Origin of the sequence: Daeguia caeni (genome assembly GCF_042653845.1) — a bacterium.
GTDB classification, from domain to species: Bacteria; Pseudomonadota; Alphaproteobacteria; order Rhizobiales; family Rhizobiaceae; genus Brucella; species Brucella caeni.
Window position 1 is genome coordinate 15,849 of record NZ_JBHSEL010000120.1, and the last position, 23,929, is coordinate 39,777.

Below are 23,929 nucleotides of genomic sequence, written 5' to 3' on the forward strand. Positions count from 1 at the left end.
ATCAGGCCCTGCAGGTTCGCTGTTGCAGATGGCGGTTAAAGTGCCACCGTCCAGCGGGCGAGATCATCCGTCTGGCCAATCAGCGCCAGACCATTGGCAATGGAATCAAACTGGTTGGAGCTTGAAACGCTCGCCGTCGGGAAAAGTTGCTCGAAGCTTCTGCGAATGGCAGGCACGAAGGAGGTGCCGCCGGTCAGAAACACATGATCGATGTCACCGGATTGCAGCCCGGCCCTGAAAACGGCCTGACCAACCGACTGCTCGATCTGGTGCACATCATCGGCAATCCAGCTTTCAAAATCGCTGCGCGCAATTTCGGTGCGAATCTCGAAATCATCCGCCTTGAAGCGGAAGTCCGAGACCATCTCTGACGACAGCCGCACCTTCAGATCGGACACCGCGCGGTAGATCTCATAACCATAATCATTTTCGATCAGGTTGATGAAATGTTCCAGCGGCTCCGGCTCAACCGCCTGTCTGGCAAGTTCGGTCAGTTCACGGATCGTCGCGGGTGTATTCATCAGAAACAGCGTGTTCCAGCGGGCGAAGCTTGCGTAATAGTGATTCGGCACGGTCAGTTTCTTGCCGAATGAGCGATATTGCCCACCCTTGCCAAGCAGCGGCGAGATGGCATGGTCGATGATGCGATAGTCAAACGTATCACCGGCAATGCCAAGACCCGTCTGGCTCAAGGGTGCGAATGTCAGCCCATTGGCACCGACTTCAAAGCGCACGATGGAAAAATCGCTGGTGCCGCCGCCAAAGTCGGCAACCAGAACGGTCGATTCGTTTTTCAGTTCCTGCGCATAGAAATAGGCTGCCGCAACCGGCTCATAGGCATAATGCAGGTCGGTAAAACCAAAGGCACGGAAAGCCTTTTCATAGCGCTCCATCGCCAACGCATCGTCCGGAGAACTGCCGGCAAACACAACTGGACGACCGATCACGACGCGATTGCCTCTTGGCGGGAGGCGATCACCGAGTTTGGCTGCGATCGTATCCAGAAAGGTCTGGAGAATATCCTCGAACCTGAAGCGATGGCCAAAGACCGGCGTATCGGTGAAGGATCGGCTGGCGGCGAAGGTCTTGAAGGATTGCAGCATGCGCGTTGAATGCGGTGCATTGACGAAAGCATTCATGGCCCATGGCCCGCTTTCCACCACGCGCTTGCCGGTCTCCCGATCCTGCCAGAAACACAGGATCGAGCGATAGCCGGCAATCTCCACACCATCCTTTTCAGTGCTCAGAACTGCCGTCGCGCCATCGGTGGTGGCCAACGACAGCACCGTATTGGTGGTGCCAAAATCGATGCCAAGGGTAACGCCGTCAAAACGGCTTGCGTCGCAATGTGCCATTGTCGCGCTTTCTGCTTCATTCATTGGGGAAACGCCAGCGAGACGCGCCGCCTTGCGCCTGCGCACCATCGCCAAAATGCAAAGCCCGGATTGCTCCGGGCTTTGGGTATTTCTTTCTTGTCTTTATTTCCTTTTCCTGGCGCGTCCGGCAAATGGGTTGTCGGATGTGCGCAGCGCCAGCCTGATCGGCACGCCTGGCATATCAAAGGTTTCACGCAGACCATTGATCAGATAGCGCACATAGGATTGCGGCATTGCATCCGGCCTTGAGCAGGATACCACAAAGCCCGGCGGACGGGTCTTGACCTGCGTCATATATTTCACCTTCAGACGGCGACCGGAAACGGCTGGTGGCGGCTGATGCGCAATCACGCCTTCAAGCCAGCGATTAAGCCGGCCGGTCGAGATGCGGCGGTTCCAGATCTCATGTGTCTTGACGACATTTTCCATGAGCCTGTCGATGCCCTGCCCACGTTCGCCCGAAATCGGCACGGCGCGAATACCGCGTACCTGCGGCAGAAGACGCGCCGTCTTTTCATAAAGATCTGCCAGAACTGTCTGGCGATCCTCGATCAGATCCCATTTGTTGAAGGCAATCACCGGCGCACGGCCCTCGCGTATGATCAGATCGGCGATCTGCAGGTCCTGCTTTTCAAACGGAATCGTCGCATCCAGCACGATGATGACCACTTCCGCAAAACGAATGGCACGCAGACCATCGGCCACCGACAGTTTTTCAAGCTTTTCCTGCACGCGCGATTTGCGGCGCATGCCGGCCGTATCATAAAGCTTGATCTTGCGGCCACGCCATTCCCAGTCGACCGAGATCGAATCACGGGTAATGCCCGCTTCCGGGCCGGTCAGCAGGCGATCCTCGCCCAGCATCGTATTGATCAGCGTCGATTTGCCCGCATTCGGACGCCCGACAATGGCAATGCGCAATGGCTTGGTGGCGTCATAGGCCGGGATAGCTTCGTCATCCGGGTCTTCAATGTCATCACCGATCAGCTCACCGACAGCCTTTGGCGTGAAAGCCTCGCTCTCGGCCTCTTCTTCCTTCTCATCGGCAAAGACGCGATCCTCGCCAAGCACATCCACAATCGCATCGCGCAGGTCAGGCATGCCCTGACCATGTTCGGCAGAAATCGGGCATGGCTCGCCAAGGCCAAGCTGGAAGGCATCATACATGCCCGATTCGGAGCCGCGCGCTTCCGCCTTGTTGGCAACCAGAACCACCGGCTTGCCGGAACGGCGCACCGCTTCGGCAAAGGTCTTGTCGGCAGGGGTAACGCCAGTCTTGGCATCGATCACGAACAGGACGGCATCAGCTTCCTGAATGGCGGCCTCGGTCTGGGCGCGCATGCGCGCTTCCAGCGAATCATTGGCCGCTTCCTCAAGACCTGCCGTATCGATCACCTTGAACTTCAGATCATAAAGCCTGGCATCATGGATGCGCCGGTCGCGCGTGACGCCCGGCAGATCATCCACCAGCGCCAGCTTGCGGCCAACAAGGCGGTTGAACAGCGTGGACTTGCCCACATTTGGACGCCCGACGATGGCGAGAGTGAAACCCATGACAGAAAATGTCTCCGAGAATTAACCTTGCACCGAAATACCGGCGCTGCGCATCAGCTCCAGCATGGTGTTGGCGCGCTGACGGATATTGGCAACGGCTGTCGGATCATCGGCAAGCTGCCGGAACAGCTTGACCGCATCATCGAACCTGCCCGCTTTCCATGCGGCGAGACCGAGCAACTCGCGCGCGCTGGAGCGCATCGGATTGCCATCGGCCGAAAGCGGCTCAACACGTTTGGCAACATCATCATAAGAGCCGGTATCGACCAGAATATAGCCAGCCCGCAGACGCGCGACATCACGCAGGGGCGATGGCACCGCCGTGTCGGCAGCAATATCGTCAAAGGCATTCACGGCTGCGGCCGTATCGCCCTTGTCGGCAAGAACGGCGGCAGCGCGCATCCGTGCCAGCACCGGGTAAGCCCCAAAGCCGTTCTTTTCCAGATCGGCAAGAGCTGCCAGCGCCTCATCATTCTTGCCGGCTTCCGCCAGATCAAGGGCTGCCAGGAACTTGTCACCTGAGGCATTGGCATTGCTGTTTACCCAATGCTGATAGCCCATATAGGCAGCCGTACCCAGGACGACTGCCACCGCACCGCCAATCAGAAATGGGCCAAAACGCCGCCAGATGGTTTTCATCTGTTCCGAGCGGAGTTCCTCATTTACCTCGCGAATGAAACTGTCGTCTGACATGAGCCTGCCAATAAACCCGTTGATCTGTTGAACCATTTCACCTGAACCGGAATGGCCGCAGGTGTAAACGCATATTCTGGCGCTTTTAGTCGGAATTCACGCCAGATGTAAGGCCTGTTGGCGAATTTCGACCAATCCCGTACCTTTATCAGAAGCCTGCGTCCGACAAAGGCCACAATTATTGGCAATGAAGCCATCCGCCCAAATTTCCCCCAACGGCATCCATATGTAGTCATGCATAAAATTTCCGCAACCACACGCGCCGTTTCGGCACTGGCATTTTGTGCCCTTGTTTCACCCGCCTGCGCAGAGGAAGCAAGCCAGAAACAGCCGCAATATGTTCTTGTGTCGTTTGATGGTGCGCATGACAATGCGCTGTGGGAAAGAAGCCGTGCGATCGCACAAAGGTCCAATGCGCGTTTTACCTATTTTCTGTCCTGCGTTTTCCTGATCCAGAAAGAAAACCGCAAGACCTATCATCCGCCGCACAGGCACGCCGGCGCATCCAATGTCGGTTTTGCGCAAACCCGTGATGAGGTGAGGATACGTCTTGGCCATGTCTGGCAGGCACATCTTGAAGGTCATGAAATCGCAAGCCATGGCTGCGGCCATTTCGACGGCACGAACTGGTCAAGCGTGGACTGGGACAGCGAGATCAAGTCATTTCGCCGGGTGGTAGCCAATGCCTATCAAGACAATGACATCGACGGCGAGCCGGACGGCTGGAAAGCCCTGGCTGAAACCGGCATCAACGGTTTTCGCGCGCCCTATCTTGCCTCGGCCAAACCGGTGCAGGATGCGCTGAAGGCCAATGGTTTCCGTTATCAGGCCTCTGCCGTCACCCGCGCCCCGCAAGCACCTGCAATGGAGGCTGGTTTTGCCTCTTTCGGCCTGCCGCTCATCCCTGAAGGCCCATCTGGCAGGCCAATTGTCGCCATGGACTATAATCTTTATGTGCGCCATTCCCGCGGCAAGGAAGAGCCGCGACAGAGCGCGCAGTTTGAAGAACGTGCCTATCAGGCCTTCCGCGCAGCCTTCGAGCAACAATATCAGGGCAAGCGGCAGCCATTGCAGATCGGCCTGCATTTCGTGCTGATGAATGATGGAGCCTACTGGCGCGCGATGGAGCGTCTTGTCGGTGAAGTCTGCAGCAAACCGGATGTGAAATGCACTACCTATAATGATTATCTCGACAGTCTCGGCAAAACGTCTTCGCGAGCTACTGACAGCAAATCCTGAATTGGAACCTCCCCGGCATTCAGACGGGGAGTGTTTTCATTCAAAGCCTTACACAGCTTCTGCACCCTGCTGGTCAAACTTTGGCAGCGGTTCGCCGCCAATCTTGGCCTCAAACGAGCGCAGGCGCTTGTAAATTGACAGGAGCTCGATGATCGTCGTCCAGGAATTGACGAGATACTGGAACGAATTGCGCACCTGATCGAACACATTCAGGATCTGGTTCATCAGACCAAGTGTCAGCTTGCCCGCAACGATGGACGGCACGAGAATGAGCGTCGGGAAAATATTGTCGGCCTGAATGTAGAAAATGCGCGCGACATTGAAATAGACATAGTGGAAATAGAGCCGGAAATAATTGTGGCGCACGGCCTGGAACAGTTCGCGCACCGTTGCAGGCTCGGCCCGCTCGGCGAAATCCTCGCCATAAACCAGTTCCTTACGATAGGCTGCCTCCACGCGCTGATTGTTGAATTCCAACCCCGGCAGCTTTATGCCGACCAACGCCAGAAAACCCGTGCCAAACAGCGCCCAGATGATAGCCGCCCAGACCAGTGCATGCGGCACATGGCCGATGATCGGCAGATCACTGACCTTTTCGGAAAAGGTGAACAGCACCGGCAGGAAGGCGATCAGCGTCATGATCGAACGCACAAGGCTGACGCCCAGTTGCTCAAGCGTGGTGGAAAAGCGCATCGTATCTTCCTGCACACGCTGTGCCGCCCCTTCGATGGTGCGCAACTTCGGCCAGTGCGCCATGTAATAATCGTTCATCGCCGTACGCCAGCGGAAGATGTAATGGCTGATAAAGAAGGCGCTCAACACGCCAACCGTCACACCGATAAAGGCAATGCCGGCAAAATCCAGCATGCTCCAGTAAAATTCGGAAGCTGGCACCGAACCCGGCGTGGACAGCCCCTGCTGCACCTTGTCATAGAATGGCCCGTACCATGCATTGACCGCCACGCTGACCTGCACGTTGAAATAGGTCGCAAACAGGATCAAGGCCGAACCCAGAATCGACCAGCGCTGCCAGGGATGGGGCGATAGCAACGCCCAGAAGCCATAAAAGGCAAAGGTCACGACGGCGAAATAAACATAGAACCAGAGAAATGGCGGCGACCAGAACAGGCTGGCGCCAATGATGGGAGCGGCATCCGGTGCTGCGGGCGGCATGCCAAACAGGCTGCCCAGTTGCGCCCCGCCCATATACCATCCAAGAATGGCAAGCAGGCTCCATAAGACAGCAGAGACAAAGAACAGTTTTGGCCGGGGGAAGAAGGATACGAACACGAGTCAGACGACCTCTAATCTGGCTTTCAAAGCGGAATAAATGCTGGAAGCTCAATCTTTACCAGTTAAATTATTGTAAGAATTGCGAGCAATTCTTACTGAACTGTTTTACTGGCATATTTTCCGGCTGAACAGGCAGCAGTCGCTGCCACCACAAGAACAAGGGCGGCGATGAGACTGGGGGCGGTAAAGGAGCCAGAGACTTGCGCCATGATGCCCGCCACCCATGGCCCTACGATCTGGCCAAGACTGAAACCGAGTGTAAGGCGCGCAATCGCGCGTTTGGGTGACAGGGGGGCCAGAAGCCGCGCGCCCTGGATGGCAAAGGCGGTCAGCGCCATGAAGGTCAGGCCAAGCAGGATACTGCCGATAATCGGGCCGATAGGGGCTGCCAGCATCACGCTTGCCGCCACGCCGATTGCTTCCAGAATGCTCGCCACGGCAAAGGCGAAAAATACCCCGATACGTCCAAGAATTGGCGACCAGATCCAGTTCGACAGGCCGGCACAAACGCCCGCAAGAACCCAGACGAATGCTTCCATCACCGCATCGCCACCCGAATTGCGCACGATGGCGATGATGAACGTAGCCGTGATGACATAACCAAAGCCGCACAGGGTGTAAGCGAATGTCAGTGCATGATAGGCAAAGGATGCAGGAACAGCAGGCTCGCGCCCGCCATTGGCGCCACCAGCCGGCCCCTCATCGACGAGCAACACGAACGCTGCGGCAAAAACAGCACTGAGAAGGGCCGCGCCGATCCAGTCGGCCCGCCAGCCTGATCCCGCGAAGTGAATGGCGGCAACCAGCAGGGCGGAAGCGGCTATGCCAAAGCCAACACCGCCAAAATGCACCGCACCAAGCTGTGGCCGACCAAGCAGCAAGATATGGCTCAGCACAATGGTCGTGCCGATAATCATCGTGATGGCACTGACAAAGCCAGCGGCAAAACGAATGACCGCAAAAGACCAGACATCGCCCGCCAGCGCCATGGCCAGACACAGAAGCGCGCTTGCAACAAGCCCGGCAATCACCACGGCGCGTTCACGGCCAGCCGACCAGCCATAACCGGCAGCCAATGCCCCCAGCAGATAACCGACGAAATTCGCCGAGGCGATGAAGCCCGCATCGGCAGTATTGATGCCTGTATCGGCGAGCATGCCGGGCAGAATGGGCGTATAGATGAACCGCCCGATCCCCATGACCGAGGCCATGCACAGAAAACCGCCAATGGCATAACCAAGGCCGGGAATCGTGCGGGAATGCTGGCGCGAAGCAGTTGTCATGCAGGCACAATAGTGCCCATCATGATGGAGACAATTGAATTTTTCTGATCCGCATCAGCGGGGATGGCATCTACGCCTTGAAGAAGGCAGCATATTCATCCGGCTTGAAGCCAACACAATATTTGCCGTCTGCGACCAGCACCGGACGTTTCACCATGGATGGCTGTTCGAGCATCAAGGCACGCGCCTTGGCCGCATCCACATTGGCACGTTCTGCTTCCGGCAATTTGCGAAAAGTTGTGCCCGCACGGTTCAACAGCTTTTCCCAAGACAGGCTTTCCAGAAAACGATCCAGTGTTTCTGCGTCGAGCCCATCCTTCTTGTAGTCATGGAAGGCATATTCAATGCCATGCTCTTCCAGCCAGCGACAGGCCTTCTTCATCGTGTCGCAGTTCCTGATGCCGTAAATCGTAACGCTCATGGCCAGCTCCTCTGATTGCGCCGGGATGAAAGGCCAAGCCGCATCAGGATGCAAGCAGGCAAAAGACAAAGCCTGGGGAATACGGATCAATCGTCCCGCTCGCGCTGCAATAGTTCCTGCTTGCGTTCGACACCCCAGCGATAGCCGGAAATGCCGCCATCATTGCGCACCACCCGGTGACAGGGCACCGCGACCGCAATCTTGTTGGCAGCACAGGCCTGCGCCACCGCGCGAGCGGATTTCGGCGCTCCAATGCGTTCAGCCAGTTCCGAATAGCTGATCGTTTCGCCGGCAGGAATTGTCCGCAAGGCCTGCCAGACGCGCTGCTGAAAGGCCGTTCCCTGCAGATCAAGCGGCAGATCCACCTGCCGTGCCGGTTTTTCGACCAGCCGGATGACGTCCGCCACGACAGATGCAAAAGCATTGTCAGCCGCCATCAGACGAGCGCGTGGAAAACGCCGTTCAAGATCCTGGACAAGCGCCTGCCCATCATCGCCAAGCAGAATGGCAACAATACCCTTGTCGCTTGCCGCAACCAGAACAGCGCCAAGCGCGGACTGGCCCGTGGCATAACGAATTTCCAGGCCATTGCCGCCTGCGCGATAGGCCGTGGCCGTCATGCCGAACATGGCTTTTGACCGGTCATAGAATCGACTGGATGAACTGTAGCCAGCCTCATAAATGGCCTCGGTGATGCTTGTATCCGCATTTTCCACGATGGTGCGCATTTTTGTCGCCCTTTGCTGGTCGGCATAGTTCTTGGGGCTGATCCCAAGGACGGATTTGAACAGTCGATGCAGATGCGACGGGCCGGTGCCGACCGCTCTGGCAATTTCTGCAAGCGACGGAACGCCTTGTGCTGAATCGATATAACGGCACGCTTCCAGAACCAGTTGAGAATATCGTTCATCATATTATTCTAACAGTGTTTTTTTATCATCCGGCCGGCAGCGCAGGCAGGGACGGAAGCCTGCCTGTTCCGCCTGCTCGGCAGTGTCAAAAAAGCGCACATTCTGCCGTTTTGCATGCCGGGCCGGACAGGATGGGCGGCAGTAAATTCCCGTGGTTACGACCGCAAAAACGAACTGGCCATCCGCTTTTGCATCCCGATTCAACACCTTGTTCCAGCGGGTTTCACTCGTCTCGGCTGGCCTGACCATAAAATTTGGGTTCCTTCGCCATGATCAATATGAGACATAACAAAGTAACAGCAAGAGAGGGAGGGGACACTCCATTGCTTGCTTTTGAATTCACGTCTGCACAACCGGGTGATGAGCGTGCCTTTTTTGCCACTCATCGCAAGGAGTTTGCCTGCATGGAATTGGGCAGGATCAGGTTTGATCCTAATCAATGACATGCGCAGGTAGAGCGCGGATAGCAAAATTATCACTACGCTGTTCCATCGTGGAGCAGCTTTTCATGTGCTGCGAGGGGTTTTATGAACTACGCCGCTGGAACCGTCATATCCGGTCTGGGAGCATTGTTTGCAATGCTTCTGGCTGGATTTTCACATGACGCGCTATTTAGAACCCATATGTGGATTCTTTTTGCCGTCCTAGCCATTTTCACCATTCTTCTGATGCGCAACAGCGATTACAGCGGTAGCGCAAAGAAAGCTGATCAGTCCACCTATATGGATGGCCCGACCCGCTATGGCGTGATCGCTACCGTCTTCTGGGGCGTCGTCGGGTTCCTGGTCGGCGTCGTGATCGCGCTGCAGCTCGCATTCCCGGACCTTAATTTTGAGCCTTATCTGAATTTTGGCCGCGTTCGTCCGCTGCACACGTCTGCCGTTATTTTCGCCTTTGGCGGTACGGCACTGATTTCGACCTCCTTCTATGTCGTTCAGCGTACCTGCCGTGCGCGCCTGTTTGGCGGCGATCTCGCCTGGTTCGTGTTCTGGGGCTATCAGCTGTTCATCATCATGGCAGCGACCGGCTATCTGCTTGGCATCACCCAGAGCCGTGAATATGCGGAACCGGAATGGTATGTTGACCTCTGGCTCACCATCGTCTGGGTCGCCTATCTGGCCGTCTTCCTCGGTACGATCCTGAAGCGCAAGGAACCACATATCTATGTGGCAAACTGGTTCTTCCTCGCCTTCATCATCACGATCGCAATGTTGCACATCGTCAACAATCTTGCGATCCCGGTCTCCTTCCTCGGCACCAAGAGCTATTCGGCCTTTGCCGGCGTCCAGGATGCCCTGACCCAATGGTGGTACGGACATAATGCGGTGGGCTTCTTCCTCACCACGTCCTTCCTCGGCATGATGTACTATTTCGTGCCAAAACAGGCCAACCGTCCGGTTTACTCCTACCGTCTGTCGATCATCCACTTCTGGTCGCTGATCTTCCTCTATATCTGGGCTGGCCCGCACCATCTGCATTACACCGCCCTGCCTGACTGGGCGCAGACGCTCGGCATGGTTTTCTCGGTCATGCTGTGGATGCCGTCCTGGGGGGGCATGATCAACGGTCTGATGACGCTGTCCGGCGCATGGGACAAGATCCGCACCGACCCGATCATCCGCATGATGGTGGCCGCTATTGCCTTCTATGGCATGGCGACCTTCGAAGGCCCGCTGATGTCGATCAAGACGGTCAACTCGCTGTCGCACTATACCGACTGGACCATTGGTCACGTTCATTCCGGCGCACTTGGCTGGAACGGCATGATCACCTTCGGTGCGGTCTACTATCTTGCGCCGCGCCTGTGGAACCGTAAGCGTCTCTACTCCATCCGCATGGTCAACTGGCATTTCTGGCTGGCGACCCTTGGCATCGTGCTCTATGCAGCTTCGATGTGGGTGGCCGGTATCCAGCAGGGCCTGATGTGGCGTGAATATGATAGCCAAGGCTTCCTCGTATACACCTTCGCGGAAACCGTCGCTGCCATGTTCCCATACTATGTCATCCGTGCCGTTGGTGGCCTGTTCTATCTGAGCGGTGGCATTCTCATGGCCTGGAACGTCTATCAGACCATTCGTGGGCGGCTTCGCGATGAAGCTCCCATCCCCGGCGCCGAGCCAATTGATCTCACTGTAGATCGCCCGGCAGTACAGCCTGCGGAATAAGGATTGAACACATGTCGTTTCTGAGCAAACACTCAATTCTTGAAAAGAATGCCACCCTGCTGCTCATCTGCTCGCTGGCAGTGGTCATGGTAGGCGGCATTGTTGAAATCGCACCGCTTTTCTATCTGGAAAACACGATCGAAAAGGTCGAAGGTGTACGCCCTTACTCCCCGCTGGAACTGGCGGGGCGTAACATCTACATCCGCGAAGGATGCTATGTCTGCCACAGCCAGATGATCCGTCCGTTCCGCGACGAAGTTGAACGTTACGGCCATTACAGCCTGGCTGCGGAATCGATGTATGATCATCCATTCCAATGGGGGTCCAAGCGTACAGGGCCTGACCTTGCCCGCGTTGGCGGCCGCTACTCCAATGAATGGCACGTGCAGCACCTGATCCGCCCACGTGACGTGGTGCCGGAATCGATCATGCCGCAATATGGCTTCCTGCTGGACCGTCCATTGAATGCCAAGACCATTGCCGAGGACATAAAGACCAATGTCCTGGTCGGCGTGCCTTATACGCAGGATATGATTGACAATGCGCTGGACGACCTGAAGACGCAGGCAACGCCAGATGCTGACACTGCCGGCCTTCTGTCACGTTATCCGAAGGCCAAGACTGGCGATTTTGACGGCAATCCAAATCAGATCACCGAAATGGATGCCCTGATCGCCTACCTGCAGGTACTTGGAACTCTCGTAGACTTCTCGACTTACGATCAATCGCCAAACGCCCGTTAGGAGGGGTGCGCATATGGACTACGAAACCATGCGTCATTTCGCCGACAGCTGGGGACTCCTTGGGATGACGATCTTCTTTATCCTCGTCGTCCTCTATGTCTTCCGACCGGGCAGCAAGAAGAAGGCCGACGAGATAAAAACGATTCCGTTCAAGGATGACGACAATGACACAAAAGGAAATTGACAAAGTCAGCGGCGTTTCGACGACTGGCCATGAATGGGACGGGATCAAGGAACTTGACAATCCCATGCCGCGTTGGTGGCTCTGGACGTTCTATGGAACGATCGTTTTCGCCATCATCTATGCGATCCTTTATCCATCCCTGCCCCTGATCACCACATCGAGCAGCGGCGTGCGTGAATGGTCGAGCCGCGGAGTATTCTGGCAGGAAGTTAACCGCGTTACGGCTGAACGTCAGTCGATCCTTGACCAGATCAAGGCCAAGGACATTCACGAAATCGCAGCAGACGAAAATCTTCGCCAGTTTGCGATTGCCGGTGGTGCGGCTGCATTCCGCGTCAACTGCGTGCAGTGTCATGGTTCGGGTGCGCAGGGCGCTCCCGGCTATCCGAACCTGAACGACGACGACTGGCTGTGGGGCGGTTCGCTTGACGACATCCTGCAGACGATCCGTCACGGCGTCCGCTCGCCTGACGACAGCGAAACCCGCGAATCCCAGATGCCGGCTTTTGCCGATGTTCTGGAGCCACAGCAGATTCGTGAAGTTGCCGCCTATGTCGTAAGCCTCACCGGCAAGCCGCGCGATCCGTCGCTGGTCGAAGCTGGCCGGCAGGTCTTCGTGGACAACTGCGCTGTCTGCCATGGCGAGGATGCCAAGGGCAACCGTGAATTCGGTGCACCAAACCTCACCGATGCAATCTGGCTCTATGGCAATGATGAAGACGCCATCATCCGTCAGGTCAGCCATCCGAAACATGGCGTGATGCCTGCATGGGAAAATCGCCTTGGCGATACGACCGTCAAGCAGCTGGCCATCTTCGTCCATTCGCTCGGCGGTGGTGAATGACAAATCCCAGCCCCCTCTTCCCGAGGGGGCTGGCCATTGAACGACCAAGGCGCATTCCAGATGACGGGCTACAAGTCTGGCTATGCGCACCACTTTCAAAATAGGGCGCAATGATCTGTTCCCATCAATGATCACTGCACACCCTGTTTGCGGCATTTCGTGATGCAAACGCCCCCTTTGCAGGAAATGCTTCTGAAGGAATTGCGTAATGTCAGACGAAGTCGAACGTGTTGAGGTCAAAGCGGTCAATTCCGCCAAAACCCGCCAGACGCTCTATGCCAAGCGGGAAAAGATCTTCCCCAAGCGCGTTTATGGTGAATTCCGCCGTTTCAAATGGATCATCATGTTCGTCACGCTGGCGATCTATTATCTGACGCCCTGGATTCGTTGGGATCGTGGCCCCTATGCGCCTGACCAAGCGGTTCTGGTCGATCTGCCGAACCGGCGCTTCTATTTCTTCTTCATCGAGATCTGGCCGCAGGAATTCTATTATGTGGCTGGCCTGCTGATCATGGCGGGCCTTGGCCTGTTTCTCATCACTTCGGCGGCAGGCCGCGCATGGTGCGGCTATGCCTGCCCGCAGACGGTCTGGGTTGATCTGTTTCTGGTGATCGAGCGCGCGATCGAAGGCGACCGCAACGCCCGCATGAAGCTCGACAAGGCGCCCTGGACCTTTGACAAGATCTGGAAACGCACAGCCAAGCATTCGATCTGGCTGCTGATAGGTGTGCTCACCGGCGGCGCATGGATTTTCTATTTCGCCGATGCACCCACCCTGCTGCACGACGTCCTGACCGGACAGGCCGCAAGCATCGCCTATGCGACCATCGCCATTCTGACCGCCACCACCTATATTTTCGGCGGTCTGATGCGTGAACAGGTCTGCACCTATATGTGCCCATGGCCGCGCATCCAGGCCGCGATGCTGGACGAGGATTCACTGACTGTCACCTATAATGACTGGCGCGGCGAGCCGCGCTCGCGCCATGCCAAAAAGGCGCAGGCGGCAGGTGAGATTGTCGGCGATTGCGTTGACTGCAATGCCTGCGTCGTGGCCTGCCCGATGGGCATCGACATCCGCGACGGCCAGCAGCTTGAATGTATCACCTGTGCGCTGTGTATTGATGCCTGCAATGCCGTCATGGACAAGATCGGCAAGCCGCGCGGGCTGATCTCCTATGCAACCTTGGCCGATTACAATGCCAATATGGCGCTTGCCACCGACAATGGCACGAAGCCGATCAATCCGGCGCGTGTCTATGACGCGCCTGGCAAACTGTCCGACAAGATCAAGCATCTGAGCTGGCAACATGTGTTGCGTCCGCGCAGCCTGTTCTATTTCACCATCTGGGCCGCCATTGGCCTTAGCCTGATCATCTCGCTGACCTTGCGTGACCGCATTGGCCTGAATGTTCTGCATGACCGCAATCCGCAATATGTGCTGCTGTCGGATGGCTCCATCCGCGATGGCTATACGGTCAAGATCCTCAACATGATCCCGGAACCACGCAATTTCATCCTGTCGCTTGATGGCCTGCCCGGCGCATCGCTGACCATCCAGGACGTGGAACCGGACGCTCAGGGGCGGCATGTTGTAGCGGTTGAGCCGGACCGGCTGAAAACGCTTCGTGTTTTTGTCACCATGCCGCATAATAGCCTGAACGAAGCGCGTACAGACTTTGTATTCGAAGTGCGTGATGAAAACGGTGCAGAACATGCGCGTTACAAGGCAACCTTCCTTGCCCCGGAGAAAAAATAATGGCTGTTGAGACAAAAACATCCCGCGGCTTCACCGGCTGGCACATGCTGGGCACGATGATTGCCTTCTTTGGCACGATCATCATCGCCAATTTCACCATGGCTTATTTTGCCGCCCATAGCTGGAGCGGGCTGGTCGTTGAGAATTCCTATGTCGCAAGTCAGGAATTCAATGAAAAGGCCGAGGCCGGCAAACAGCAGGCAGCCCTCGGCTGGCAGGTAAATGCCGCGCTCGACAATGGTGATTTCGTCTATACCATCACGGACAAGATGGGCGCGCCGGTGCGCGTCAATGGCGGCACGGTCGAATTCAAGCATCCGGTCGGCGACGTGCACGACACCAGGGCCGTGCTGGAAGTTCGCGGTGAAGGTATCCTTGGCACGTCGATCGACCTCGCGGATGGCAGCTGGATCATGGAAATCAATGCTGATGCCGGCCTTAATGAACCCTATCGCCGCATCAGTCGTGTTCTCGTCAGAAATGGGAAAATCCATTGACCTGTTGTGTTGAAAATGCACAGCTTGCGACAGTCGCGCAAACTATTTCGGCTGACGAAATGCAGATCGCCAGCCGTGTGCTCGGCAATGGCTATCGCCAGCTGGATCTGTCTGTGCCGGCCGTTCATTGTGCCGCCTGCATCCAGACAATAGAAAGCACCTTAAGCAAGATTCCGGGCGTAGCCTATGTCCGTGTGAACCTGACAGCACGCCGTGTCACGGTACGCTGGAAGGAAAACGAGACACCGCCCGACATTATCGAGCCCTTGCGCAGGCTTGGCTATCCGGCGCATATTTTCGACATGATGCAGGAAAAGGATGAAACCTTTTCCCGCCTGCTGATTGCGCTTGGCGTGGCCGGTTTTGCTACCAGCAATGTGATGCTCCTGTCGGTTTCGGTCTGGTCGGGGGCGGATTCTGCAACGCGCGACCTGTTCCACTGGATTTCCGCCTGTATTGCCCTGCCGACAATGGTCTATTCAGGCCGCATTTTCTATCGGTCGGCATGGAATGCGCTGCGTTCGCGGCGCATGAACATGGACGTGCCAATTGCGCTGGCCATCACGCTTGCCTTCCTCATGAGCCTTTATGAAACCATGCATCATGGCCAACATGCCTATTTCGATGCCTCGGTTTCGCTGTTGTTCTTCCTGCTGATCGGACGCACGCTTGACTATATGATGCGTGAACGCGCCCGGTCTGCCGTGCGCGGGCTTGCCCAGCTTGCCCCGCGCGGAGCGGTTGTCATCAATGATGACGGCGAACGCAACTATATCCCCGTCAACGAGATCCGGCCGAACATGCGCATCATCGTGGCGGTGGGTGAACGTATTCCGGTCGATGCACGGGTGGAGGAAGGCCGCTCCGAACTCGACTGCTCCATTGCCTCTGGCGAAAGCGATGCCGTACCGGTTGGCCCTGGCTCCGAGATTCGCGCCGGAACGCTCAATGTTGCAGCACCACTTACCATCCGCGCCACGGCTACAGCCAAAGATTCCTTCCTTGCCGAAATGGTACGGCTGATGGATGTGGCCGAAGGCGGACGCGCACGCTATCGCCGTCTTGCCGACCGCGCCTCGCAGCTTTATTCGCCCGTCGTGCATCTGACCGCCTTCCTCGCCTTCTGCGGCTGGATGGTCTATACCGGCGGCGACTGGTACCGCTCGCTTTATATCGCCATTGCGACACTGATCATCACCTGCCCATGCGCGCTAGGCCTTGCCGTGCCGATCGTGCAGGTGGTCGCAGCACGCCGCCTGTTTGAAAATGGCATCATGATCAAGGACGGCTCGGCAATGGAGCGCATGGCCGAAATCGACATGGCCGTGTTCGACAAGACGGGAACCCTCACCCTCGGTCAGCCTTGGCTTGCCAATCTGCCGGAAATCAACCACAAATATCTGGAAATCGCGGCTGAACTGTCGCTTTATTCGCGCCATCCGCTGTCGCGCGCCCTGGCCGTTCTCACGCATGCCGGCCCGATCACCGCCTTTGACCGTATCGAGGAAATTCCGGGATCCGGCATCGAGGCAGAGCTTGATGGCACGGTTTATCGTCTGGGCAAACGCGACTGGGCCTGTGGCGAAACGCAGACCGAAGCCCCTTCCGGCCCGGAAACCTGCCTTTCCATCGATGGCAAACTGGTTGAAACCTTCCGCTTTGAGGATCGTCCGCGTGATGATGCGGCAGCGGCTCTTGCCGCGCTGAAGCGCGATGGTATCGACCTTGGCATTATTTCGGGCGACCGCAATGGTGCGGTGAAAAAGCTCGCCGACCATCTTGGCGTGGAAAAATACCGTGCCGAGGTTCTGCCTGCCGACAAGGCTGCAATCGTCAGAAAACTTGGCGAGGATGGCCATAAGGTGCTGATGGTTGGCGATGGGCTCAATGATGCGCCGGCCCTTGTTGCGGCTTATGTCTCGATGGCACCGGCAACGGCTGCCGATATTGGCCGCAATGCCGCCGACTTCGTGTTCCTGCGCGAAAGCCTTTCGGCCGTGCCATTGACATTGGCCGTCTCGAAGGAAGCCGGCAAGCTCATCCGGCAGAATTTCATGTTGTCCATCGGCTATAATTTCATTGCCGTTCCGATTGCGGTTCTGGGCTATGTCACGCCGCTGGTGGCTGCCCTTTCCATGTCGCTGTCCTCGGTCATCGTGATCTGCAATGCCCTGCGCCTCAAGGCAGGCAAGCCCGAAAAGCGCGCTGAAAGCGGCTCGAAGGTTGCTTCCACGCGCCTGCAGGGAGCGCATAAATGACGGGTCTTCTGCTGCTCATTCCCATCGCGCTGTTTCTCGGCGCGCTGGGGCTGTTCGCCTTTCTGTGGACGCTCAAGACCGGCCAGTATGACGATCTCGATGGCGCGGCCAACCGCATTCTGATCGATGATGATGATAATGTTATAGAGTCACCGGAAGAGGATACGGTGAATCAATATAACAAAACGCCGGAAAACTAGAGCAACTCCAGGAAAGTGGGCACGGTTTTCCGTCCGCAACTGCAAAAACAACATGTTAGGGCAAGCAGCGTTTCCATGAAAATCTGAATTGCCCTGGCACATGTTCGCAAACTGATTCATCCGGACGTGCCATCTTCCTGTTTTTACCTGTATTTCAGCCGCAACCGATGGAGTACCGCTTAAAGGCCGTGCCCTGACCCGCTTTCATCCTGGACCAGTATGGCCCTGAAATCATTGACGTTTGTTCCGGTTGGCCCGGGCACGAACAGATCATCAAGAACATGAAAGGCCGTCCAGGCATCGTTCTTGGCAAGGAGGGCTGCGCCATCTAGCCCGGCCTGCCGCAGCCGCAGCCGCGTTGCCCCATCGGCAAAGGCACCCGCATTGTCTTGCGAGCCGTCAATGCCATCGGTATCTGCCGCCAATGCGTGAATGCCGTGCAGGCCATCAATATCGAGCGCAAAGGACAAAAGGAATTCGCTGTTGCGCCCTCCCCTGCCTTTGCCTTTGAGCGTTACCGTGGTCTCGCCGCCAGACAGAATCACCACCGGCTTGCGGAAAGGGCGGTTGCGCGTGGCAACTTCACGCGCGATTGCCGCATGAACATGCGCCACCTCGCGCGCCTCCCCCTCAATCGCATCCGACAGAATGACTGCCTCAACCCCCTGTCGCTGCGCTTCTCTTACTGCAGCTTCCAGCGAAACGGCGGCCGAAGCAATCACGCGCACTTCATTGCGGGCAAAGCAGGCCTCATCAGGCCTTGGCGCATCAGCCCTTTCGCTTCTGATATGCGCCAGTGCTGCTTCCGGCAGATCAAGCCGGTAACGTGCGATAATATCCAGCGCCTCCTGCCTGCTGGTCTTATCAGGCACTGTCGGACCAGAGGCGACAAAAGCCGGATCATCCCCCGGAATATCGGATACAATCAGAGAAAATACCCGCGCTGGGAAAGCAGCCTTGGCAAGGCGTCCGCCCTTGATGGTCGACAAATGTTTGCGCAGCGCATTCATGGCCGAAATCGGCGCACCAGAGGCAAGCAAGGCGCGGTTGACCGCAATCTCATCCGCCAGCGTCATGCCTTCTGGCGGCGCAGGCAAAAGTGCCGAGCCGCCGCCGGAAATGAGCGCCACCACCAGATCATCTTCGGTAAGATTGGAGACGGCATCAAACAGTCGTCTGGAAGCCACAAGCCCCGCCTCATCCGGCACGGGATGAGCAGCTTCGATGATCTCAATACGCTGGCACGGCGTGCCATAACCGTAACGTGTCACCACCACGCCTTCGAGCGGACCATCCCAGGCTTTTTCAAAGGCTGCCGCCATCTGCGCCGAGCCTTTGCCTGCACCAATGACGATAGTGCGTCCCTTTGGTCGTTCCGGCAAATGATTGCGGATCACTAGTTCCGGATCAGCCGCCTTCACCGCCGCCTCGAACAGGCTCACGAGAAAGCGCTTGGGCTCAGTGATGAAGGCCATGAATCCATCCGCATATTTCCATCCATACCGAGGTTATGGCTGGAACGCCGTTTTACGCAAGCGCCTTCTTCATCGGCTTGCCGGCAATATAGGTTTCGACAATGGCGCGGTCATCACCCATGGTTTGCAGCAGGAAAAGCTCCTGCTCAAGTGTGGCGCCCGCCGCCATTCTAAGCCGCATCGGCGCCGTGGCGCATGAATCCAGCACGACAAGATCCGCCTCCGTGCCCGCCTCCAGCGTGCCGATCCTGTCTTCCAGCGACAGGGCGCGGGCATTGCCTAGCGTCATCATGTAGAAAGACTGGAACGGGTTCATGCGCTGGCCGCGCAATTGCAGCACCTTGTAGCCCTCATCCAACGTGCGCAGCATGGAAAAACTGGTGCCGCCGCCAATATCGGTCGCCACCGCCATGCGCACGCCGTTCGCCTTCAGCCGGTCGCGGTCAAACAGGCCGGAGCCGAGGAAAAGATTCGAGGTCGGACAGAAAACCGCAATTGCGCCTGTTTCCGCCATGACCGCCACTTCGCGCGCCTCCAGGTGAATGGAATGGCCAAGCAGGGTTCTGTTTCCAAGCAGGCCATAATGTTCATAAATGCCGAGATAATCCGGCGCATCCGGATAAAGCTGTTTGGTAAAGGCGATTTCGTCGTGATTTTCCGACAGATGTGTCTGGATGCACATATCAGGAAATTCTGCCGCAAGCGCACCGCTTGCCTCCATCTGGGCAGGCGTTGAGGTGATGGCAAAGCGCGGCGTGATCACATATTCGAGCCTGTCCACGCCATGCCAGCGCGCAATCAGCGCCTTGCTGTCGTCATAGCCAGACTGTGCCGTATCGCAGAGCGCTGGCGGGGCATTGCGATCCATCATCACCTTGCCGCCCAACATGCGCATGCCGCGATACTGCGACGCACGGAAATAGGCATCCGCACTTTGCGGATGCACCGAACAATAGGCCACCGCCGTGGTGGTGCCGTGGCGAATCAGCTCGTCCAGAAAGCGTTCCGTAATGAACTGCGCATGCTGTTCATCGGCAAATTTCTGTTCAGCGACAAAGGTATAGGTATTGAGCCATTCCAGGAGATTGGCGGCATAGGAGGCGACCACTTGAGTCTGCGGATAATGGATATGCGTATCAATGAAACCCGGCATGATCAGATGCGGGCGATGATCCACCGTTTCAAAATCACTTCCAGCCGCCGCCACGACATCCGCATAAGCGCCAGACTGTCTGATCAGGCCGCCCTCAACCAGCACCGCGCCGTCTTCATAATAGCAATAAGCTTCATGGTCATCCGCGCTTGCAGGTTCGTCCCTGAATGACAAAACACGACCACGGATAAGAAGCTTTTTCATTGCGCCTTGCTCTCTGAACTGTTCGATGCAATTGCGGATTCATACCATGCGGCAAGCAGCCTGCGTTCTTCCTCCGTCACGCCGGTGACATTGGCCGGCGGCATGGCATGGGAACGCCCAGCCTGCAGATAGATCTCGCGCGCATGGGACGCAATAGCGCGATCAGTGTCAAGCTCTACACCCTTGGGCGGCACGATGATGCCCTCCCAGCCCGGTTCTGCGGCATGGCACATGGCGCAGCGCCCAAGCACCGTATCGCGCACCTTGTCGAAATGTGGATTGGCGATGAAGCTTTGTTGCAAGGCGGAAATCCTCGTGTCGTCAGCCTCCCCCGTCAGCACTTTCGGTACGGTCGAAAGCCACATGATGATGATGAAGAGAAGAACAGTGACAAGCCATGTCCAGGTCGGATTGCCCTTGCGGGCATGGCGCGTATTGAACCAGTGGCGGATGGTAACGCCCATCAGGAACACCAGCGATGCAATGACCCAATTATACTCCGTGCCAAAGGCCAGAGGATAATGGTTTGACAACATCAGGAACAGAACCGGCAGTGTCAGATAATTGTTATGCGTCGAGCGCTGCTTGGCGATCTTGCCATATTTCGGATCAGGCTTGCGGCCAGCAATGAGGTCGGCCACCACGATCTTCTGATTGGGAATGATGATCATGAACACATTGGCCGACATGATTGTCGCAGTGAAGGCGCCAAGATGCAGGAATGCCGCGCGGCCGGTGAACAGATGCGTATAGCCCCAGGCAACCGCGACCAGCACGCAATAGAGCAGCACCATCAGCAACGTGTCGCTCTTGCCCAGCATGAGATTGCAGATCGCATTATAGACAAGCCAGCCAAAGGCAAGCGAGGCAATGGAAATGAGGATGGCGACCGGGCGCGAAATATCGAGCACATTGGGGTCGATCAGATAAAGATCAGCGCCAGCATAATAGACGATGCAAAGCAACGCAAAGCCAGACAGCCAGGTGGCATAGGATTCCCATTTGAACCAGGTCAGATGATCCGGCATTTCGGGTGGTGCGACCAGATATTTCTGGATGTGATAAAAGCCACCGCCATGCACCTGCCATTCTTCACCATGAACACCGGCAGGAAGACCGTTACGCTGACGCAGACCAAGATCGAGCGCTATGAAATAGAATGACGACCCGATCCACGCGATTGCGGTCACAACATGCAGCCATCGCGCTGCAAAGCCCAGCCAGTCCCAAGCCACGGCCAAGTCATACATCAGCGCCTCCTCCCCATTTATTCGTCATTTTCCCTCCCCATTGTCCACTCCCTCAATATGTGCCAAACCTTCAGGCAAGAATAAACTTGGCTTCACAACGATCAGTTTCAAAAAAAGCTTAACAATAATGGGCTGCCTGCATGTCATATCTCGATAATCTGCGTGTATTCGTGCGCGTTGTCGAACTTGGGAATTTGTCGGCGGCTGGCCGAGACCAGCGCGCTTCACCTGCTGTTGCGAGCAACCGGATCAAGGAACTGGAAAAACATCTTGGCGTGCGCCTGTTCAATCGCACCACACGCAAACTTATCCCGACCGAGCATGGGCGCGTATTCTACAATGGGGCGTTGAAAATACTTGAAGCCGTGGACGAAGCAGAAGCGGCAGTGGCTGAACTTTCCAAAAGCCCACGCGGATCCTTGCGCATCACCGCCCCTCTGGGGCTTGGCCGGCGCATGATCGCTTCCGGTATTCCGGAATTTCACGATCAATATCCCGATATCGAGGTGCGGCTGCGCCTGTCAGACCATGAGATCGACATTCTCAACGAAGGCGTTGATGTCGCCTTCAAACTGGGAATACTGGAAAATTCCAATCTTCACATGCGCGGCATCATGACCTGTGAGCGCGTGATCTGTGCCGCACCGGACTATCTTGCCCGACGCGGCGTGCCGGAAACGCCGGATGATCTGATCAGCGACAAGCATGATTGCCTGCTGCTGCGCTTTCCCGGCTCCAAGGACTATTACTGGATGCTGCAGACCCCCGACGGCCCGCGCAAGATCGAGGTGAGCGGCCCGTTTGATTCCGACGATGGCGATGTGCTGACCGAATGGGCGCTGGCTGGCCGCGGCATCATCAACAAGCCGCGCTTCGAGGTGCAGGAATTCATCAGACAGGGACGCCTTGTGCCGATCCTGCAGGACTTCCCGCCAGAGCCGATCCAGCTTGCCGCCCTTTATCCGCACAAGCGGCTGCAGGATCCAAAGGTGCGTCTCATCATCGATTTCATGGCCGAGCGCTGCCAGAAAATGATCCGCGACATCCTTGCCGCGTAGCCGGAATGCAGCTTTTCATCCGGATGCGCGTTGCTTAAATTGGAAGTGAATTCAATGATTTCACAGAGGGCTATGTGATCATGCCATTAGCCGCACGATGAGCATTCATCCGTTTTCTTCTCGGCATGGCGGGATTGACATTGCTGTCCAATGCACGCGCTGAAACGACCGTCGCCGATGATGTTTCCTACGAGCTGATTGATGAATGGGATGGCGACAAGCTCAATTCGATCCTAACCGGGGCTGCGCCGGAATTTTTCGACATCAAGGTCGATTACACACCAGCCACCAATGACGTGAAGCTTTATCGCATCACCTATTCCTCGATCGTGCCGGAAAAGGACAACCAGCCGATCAGGCGACCGGCCTGCTTGCCGTTCCGGTCAGGGACAAGACTTCTTTCCCGCTCATCTCTTATCAGCACGGCACGGTTTACGGCAAATTGCAGGTGTCTTCCCTCCCGGAAAATTCCGGTGAAACCAACCATCGCCAGACATCCGCCAAGCCCGTACCGGAATGGAAAAGTGTTTTGATTCAAAATGACAGGCTGACACCGCTTTTACTGAAAACGGCACACCGCAGAGATGATCTCCGCCGTGGCCAGAGCGGCAATGATCTCCGGCCGTTTATCCTTCACCACCGCGCTTCCCACGGGGCAGGCAAAATGCTCGGGCAGTTCCAGCCCCATTTCGCGTTGCAGCCAGTGTCTGAAGGTTGCGCGTTTGGTCTTTGAACCGATCATGCCGACATAAGCCGCGTCACCTCGCCGCAAGGCTTCGGCGGCAATCAGAAAATCCAGCGCATGATCATGCGTCAGCACGATGAAGCTACTGTTGGCAGGCGCATGGCGCACCACATTTTCCGGCATGGCGACATGATGTTTATCGATGCCATCGATTTCTGCTGCCGCAAGTTCTGCTTCGCGCGTATCGACCAGTATGGTGCGCATGGGCGTCAGGGACAGCGCCTTCGCCAGCGCATTGCCGACATGTCCGGCGCCAAACACATAAACACATGGACGCGCTGCAATTTCACGTTCAATCCGCGCGGCCAAAGCCGCGGCTTTCTCCGCATCGACATGGCTGAATTGCAGGCGCACCTTGCCGCCACAGCACTGGCCGATTTCCGGGCCCAGTAGAATGGTCATTTCGCCCGCCACTTCGCCGGCAAGCATTGTGCGCGCATGGTCAATCGCCAGAAATTCAAGCTGGCCGCCGCCAATGGTGCGAAAGATCCTGTCGCGCGCAACCAGCATCCATGTGCCGACATCGCGGGGGGCAGAGCCCTGAACCGCCACAACCTCGACCAGCACCGACTGGGGATGCTGTCGCAGAAAGGCCTGAATATCATCGCCAGCAAGCGGCATGGT

The 23,929-nt window shown here is 56.7% G+C and carries 21 protein-coding genes and 1 pseudogene; 11 read left to right on the forward strand and 11 right to left on the reverse strand.

Translation table 11 applies throughout. The annotated features are described in order from the left end of the window. Nucleotides 1-35 precede the first annotated feature (35 nt). The 3 genes from ACFO1V_RS12545 to ACFO1V_RS12555 form a co-directional block, all read right to left on the reverse strand. Nucleotides 36-1,355 carry an Hsp70 family protein gene (locus ACFO1V_RS12545; RefSeq protein WP_374833193.1) on the reverse strand — a complete coding sequence of 440 codons (1,320 nt, stop codon included), beginning with the start codon at nt 1,353-1,355 and terminating at the stop codon, nt 36-38. 123 nt (nt 1,356-1,478) lie between these two features. Then, the gene (der, locus tag ACFO1V_RS12550) at nt 1,479-2,930 is read right to left on the reverse strand and encodes a ribosome biogenesis GTPase Der (RefSeq protein ID WP_374833127.1); all 1,452 of its coding nucleotides are present in this window, start codon (nt 2,928-2,930) and stop codon (nt 1,479-1,481) included. A gap of 21 nt (nt 2,931-2,951) precedes the next feature. Next, the gene (locus ACFO1V_RS12555; protein ID WP_374833129.1) at nt 2,952-3,623 is read right to left on the reverse strand and encodes a tetratricopeptide repeat protein; all 672 of its coding nucleotides are present in this window, start codon (nt 3,621-3,623) and stop codon (nt 2,952-2,954) included. Between the two features lie 234 nt (nt 3,624-3,857). Between ACFO1V_RS12555 and ACFO1V_RS12560 the strand changes: the two genes are divergently transcribed. After that, nucleotides 3,858-4,862 (forward strand): polysaccharide deacetylase family protein, encoded by a 1,005-nt coding sequence (locus ACFO1V_RS12560; protein ID WP_374833131.1) that lies wholly within the window; start codon nt 3,858-3,860, stop codon nt 4,860-4,862. 48 nt (nt 4,863-4,910) lie between these two features. Here ACFO1V_RS12560 and sbmA read toward each other — a convergent pair whose 3' ends face one another. From sbmA to ada, 4 genes and pseudogenes are all read right to left on the reverse strand, one after another. After that, entirely contained in the window at nt 4,911-6,152 is a 1,242-nt protein-coding gene (sbmA, locus tag ACFO1V_RS12565; protein WP_374833133.1) for a peptide antibiotic transporter SbmA, read from the reverse strand. Between the two features lie 95 nt (nt 6,153-6,247). Continuing rightward, nucleotides 6,248-7,438, reverse strand: coding sequence for a YbfB/YjiJ family MFS transporter (locus ACFO1V_RS12570; protein WP_374833135.1), 1,191 nt, complete (start codon nt 7,436-7,438; stop codon nt 6,248-6,250). A gap of 70 nt (nt 7,439-7,508) precedes the next feature. Continuing rightward, on the reverse strand, nt 7,509-7,859 hold the full coding sequence (locus ACFO1V_RS12575; RefSeq protein WP_374833137.1) for an ArsC family reductase: 351 nt from the start codon (nt 7,857-7,859) through the stop codon (nt 7,509-7,511). Nucleotides 7,860-7,945: 86 nt separating this feature from the next. Further along, nucleotides 7,946-9,019: pseudogene (gene ada / locus ACFO1V_RS12580) on the reverse strand (bifunctional DNA-binding transcriptional regulator/O6-methylguanine-DNA methyltransferase Ada). Between the two features lie 278 nt (nt 9,020-9,297). Here ada and ccoN point away from each other — a divergent pair. The 8 genes from ccoN to ccoS all read left to right on the forward strand — a co-directional run bounded on the left by ccoN (nt 9,298) and on the right by ccoS (nt 17,420). Next, entirely contained in the window at nt 9,298-10,935 is a 1,638-nt protein-coding gene (ccoN, locus tag ACFO1V_RS12585; RefSeq protein WP_374833139.1) for a cytochrome-c oxidase, cbb3-type subunit I, read from the forward strand. 11 nt (nt 10,936-10,946) lie between these two features. Then, the gene (gene ccoO, locus ACFO1V_RS12590; RefSeq protein ID WP_374833141.1) at nt 10,947-11,678 is read left to right on the forward strand and encodes a cytochrome-c oxidase, cbb3-type subunit II; all 732 of its coding nucleotides are present in this window, start codon (nt 10,947-10,949) and stop codon (nt 11,676-11,678) included. 13 nt (nt 11,679-11,691) lie between these two features. Continuing rightward, on the forward strand, nt 11,692-11,862 hold the full coding sequence (locus ACFO1V_RS12595) for a cbb3-type cytochrome oxidase subunit 3 (protein ID WP_374833143.1): 171 nt from the start codon (nt 11,692-11,694) through the stop codon (nt 11,860-11,862). After that, nucleotides 11,843-12,706, forward strand: a complete 864-nt coding sequence (gene ccoP, locus ACFO1V_RS12600; protein WP_374833145.1) for a cytochrome-c oxidase, cbb3-type subunit III — start codon at nt 11,843-11,845, stop codon at nt 12,704-12,706. The genes ACFO1V_RS12595 and ccoP overlap by 20 nt, the downstream gene beginning before the upstream one ends. A 208-nt stretch (nt 12,707-12,914) precedes the next feature. Then, the gene (gene ccoG, locus ACFO1V_RS12605) at nt 12,915-14,465 is read left to right on the forward strand and encodes a cytochrome c oxidase accessory protein CcoG (protein WP_374833147.1); all 1,551 of its coding nucleotides are present in this window, start codon (nt 12,915-12,917) and stop codon (nt 14,463-14,465) included. Beyond that, nucleotides 14,465-14,962: a FixH family protein gene (locus ACFO1V_RS12610; protein ID WP_374833149.1), complete on the forward strand. Its 498-nt coding sequence runs from the start codon at nt 14,465-14,467 to the stop codon at nt 14,960-14,962. The genes ccoG and ACFO1V_RS12610 overlap by 1 nt, the downstream gene beginning before the upstream one ends. Then, complete coding sequence (locus tag ACFO1V_RS12615; RefSeq protein ID WP_374833151.1) at nt 14,959-17,220, forward strand: cation-translocating P-type ATPase; 2,262 nt, start codon at nt 14,959-14,961, stop codon at nt 17,218-17,220. The genes ACFO1V_RS12610 and ACFO1V_RS12615 overlap by 4 nt, the downstream gene beginning before the upstream one ends. Next, on the forward strand, nt 17,217-17,420 hold the full coding sequence (gene ccoS / locus ACFO1V_RS12620) for a cbb3-type cytochrome oxidase assembly protein CcoS (protein ID WP_374833153.1): 204 nt from the start codon (nt 17,217-17,219) through the stop codon (nt 17,418-17,420). Before ACFO1V_RS12615 ends, ccoS begins: the two co-directional genes overlap by 4 nt. Nucleotides 17,421-17,599: 179 nt before the next feature. On the opposite strand, the gene ACFO1V_RS12625 is transcribed toward ccoS, so the two are convergent. The 3 genes from ACFO1V_RS12625 to ACFO1V_RS12635 are packed head-to-tail and all read right to left on the reverse strand — an operon-like array spanning nt 17,600 to nt 21,502. Continuing rightward, nucleotides 17,600-18,895, reverse strand: coding sequence for a glycerate kinase type-2 family protein (locus ACFO1V_RS12625; protein WP_374833155.1), 1,296 nt, complete (start codon nt 18,893-18,895; stop codon nt 17,600-17,602). A 52-nt stretch (nt 18,896-18,947) separates the two neighbouring features. After that, nucleotides 18,948-20,252, reverse strand: coding sequence for a guanine deaminase (gene guaD, locus ACFO1V_RS12630; RefSeq protein ID WP_374833157.1), 1,305 nt, complete (start codon nt 20,250-20,252; stop codon nt 18,948-18,950). Further along, nucleotides 20,249-21,502: a urate hydroxylase PuuD gene (locus tag ACFO1V_RS12635; RefSeq protein ID WP_374833159.1), complete on the reverse strand. Its 1,254-nt coding sequence runs from the start codon at nt 21,500-21,502 to the stop codon at nt 20,249-20,251. The genes guaD and ACFO1V_RS12635 overlap by 4 nt, the downstream gene beginning before the upstream one ends. 140 nt (nt 21,503-21,642) lie before the next feature. Between ACFO1V_RS12635 and ACFO1V_RS12640 the strand changes: the two genes are divergently transcribed. Next, on the forward strand, nt 21,643-22,560 hold the full coding sequence (locus ACFO1V_RS12640) for a LysR family transcriptional regulator (protein ID WP_374833161.1): 918 nt from the start codon (nt 21,643-21,645) through the stop codon (nt 22,558-22,560). A gap of 134 nt (nt 22,561-22,694) precedes the next feature. Continuing rightward, nucleotides 22,695-23,093, forward strand: coding sequence for a hypothetical protein (locus ACFO1V_RS12645; RefSeq protein WP_374833163.1), 399 nt, complete (start codon nt 22,695-22,697; stop codon nt 23,091-23,093). Between the two features lie 26 nt (nt 23,094-23,119). On the opposite strand, the gene xdhC is transcribed toward ACFO1V_RS12645, so the two are convergent. Then, nucleotides 23,120-23,926, reverse strand: coding sequence for a xanthine dehydrogenase accessory protein XdhC (gene xdhC, locus ACFO1V_RS12650; protein WP_374833165.1), 807 nt, complete (start codon nt 23,924-23,926; stop codon nt 23,120-23,122). Nucleotides 23,927-23,929 lie beyond the last annotated feature (3 nt).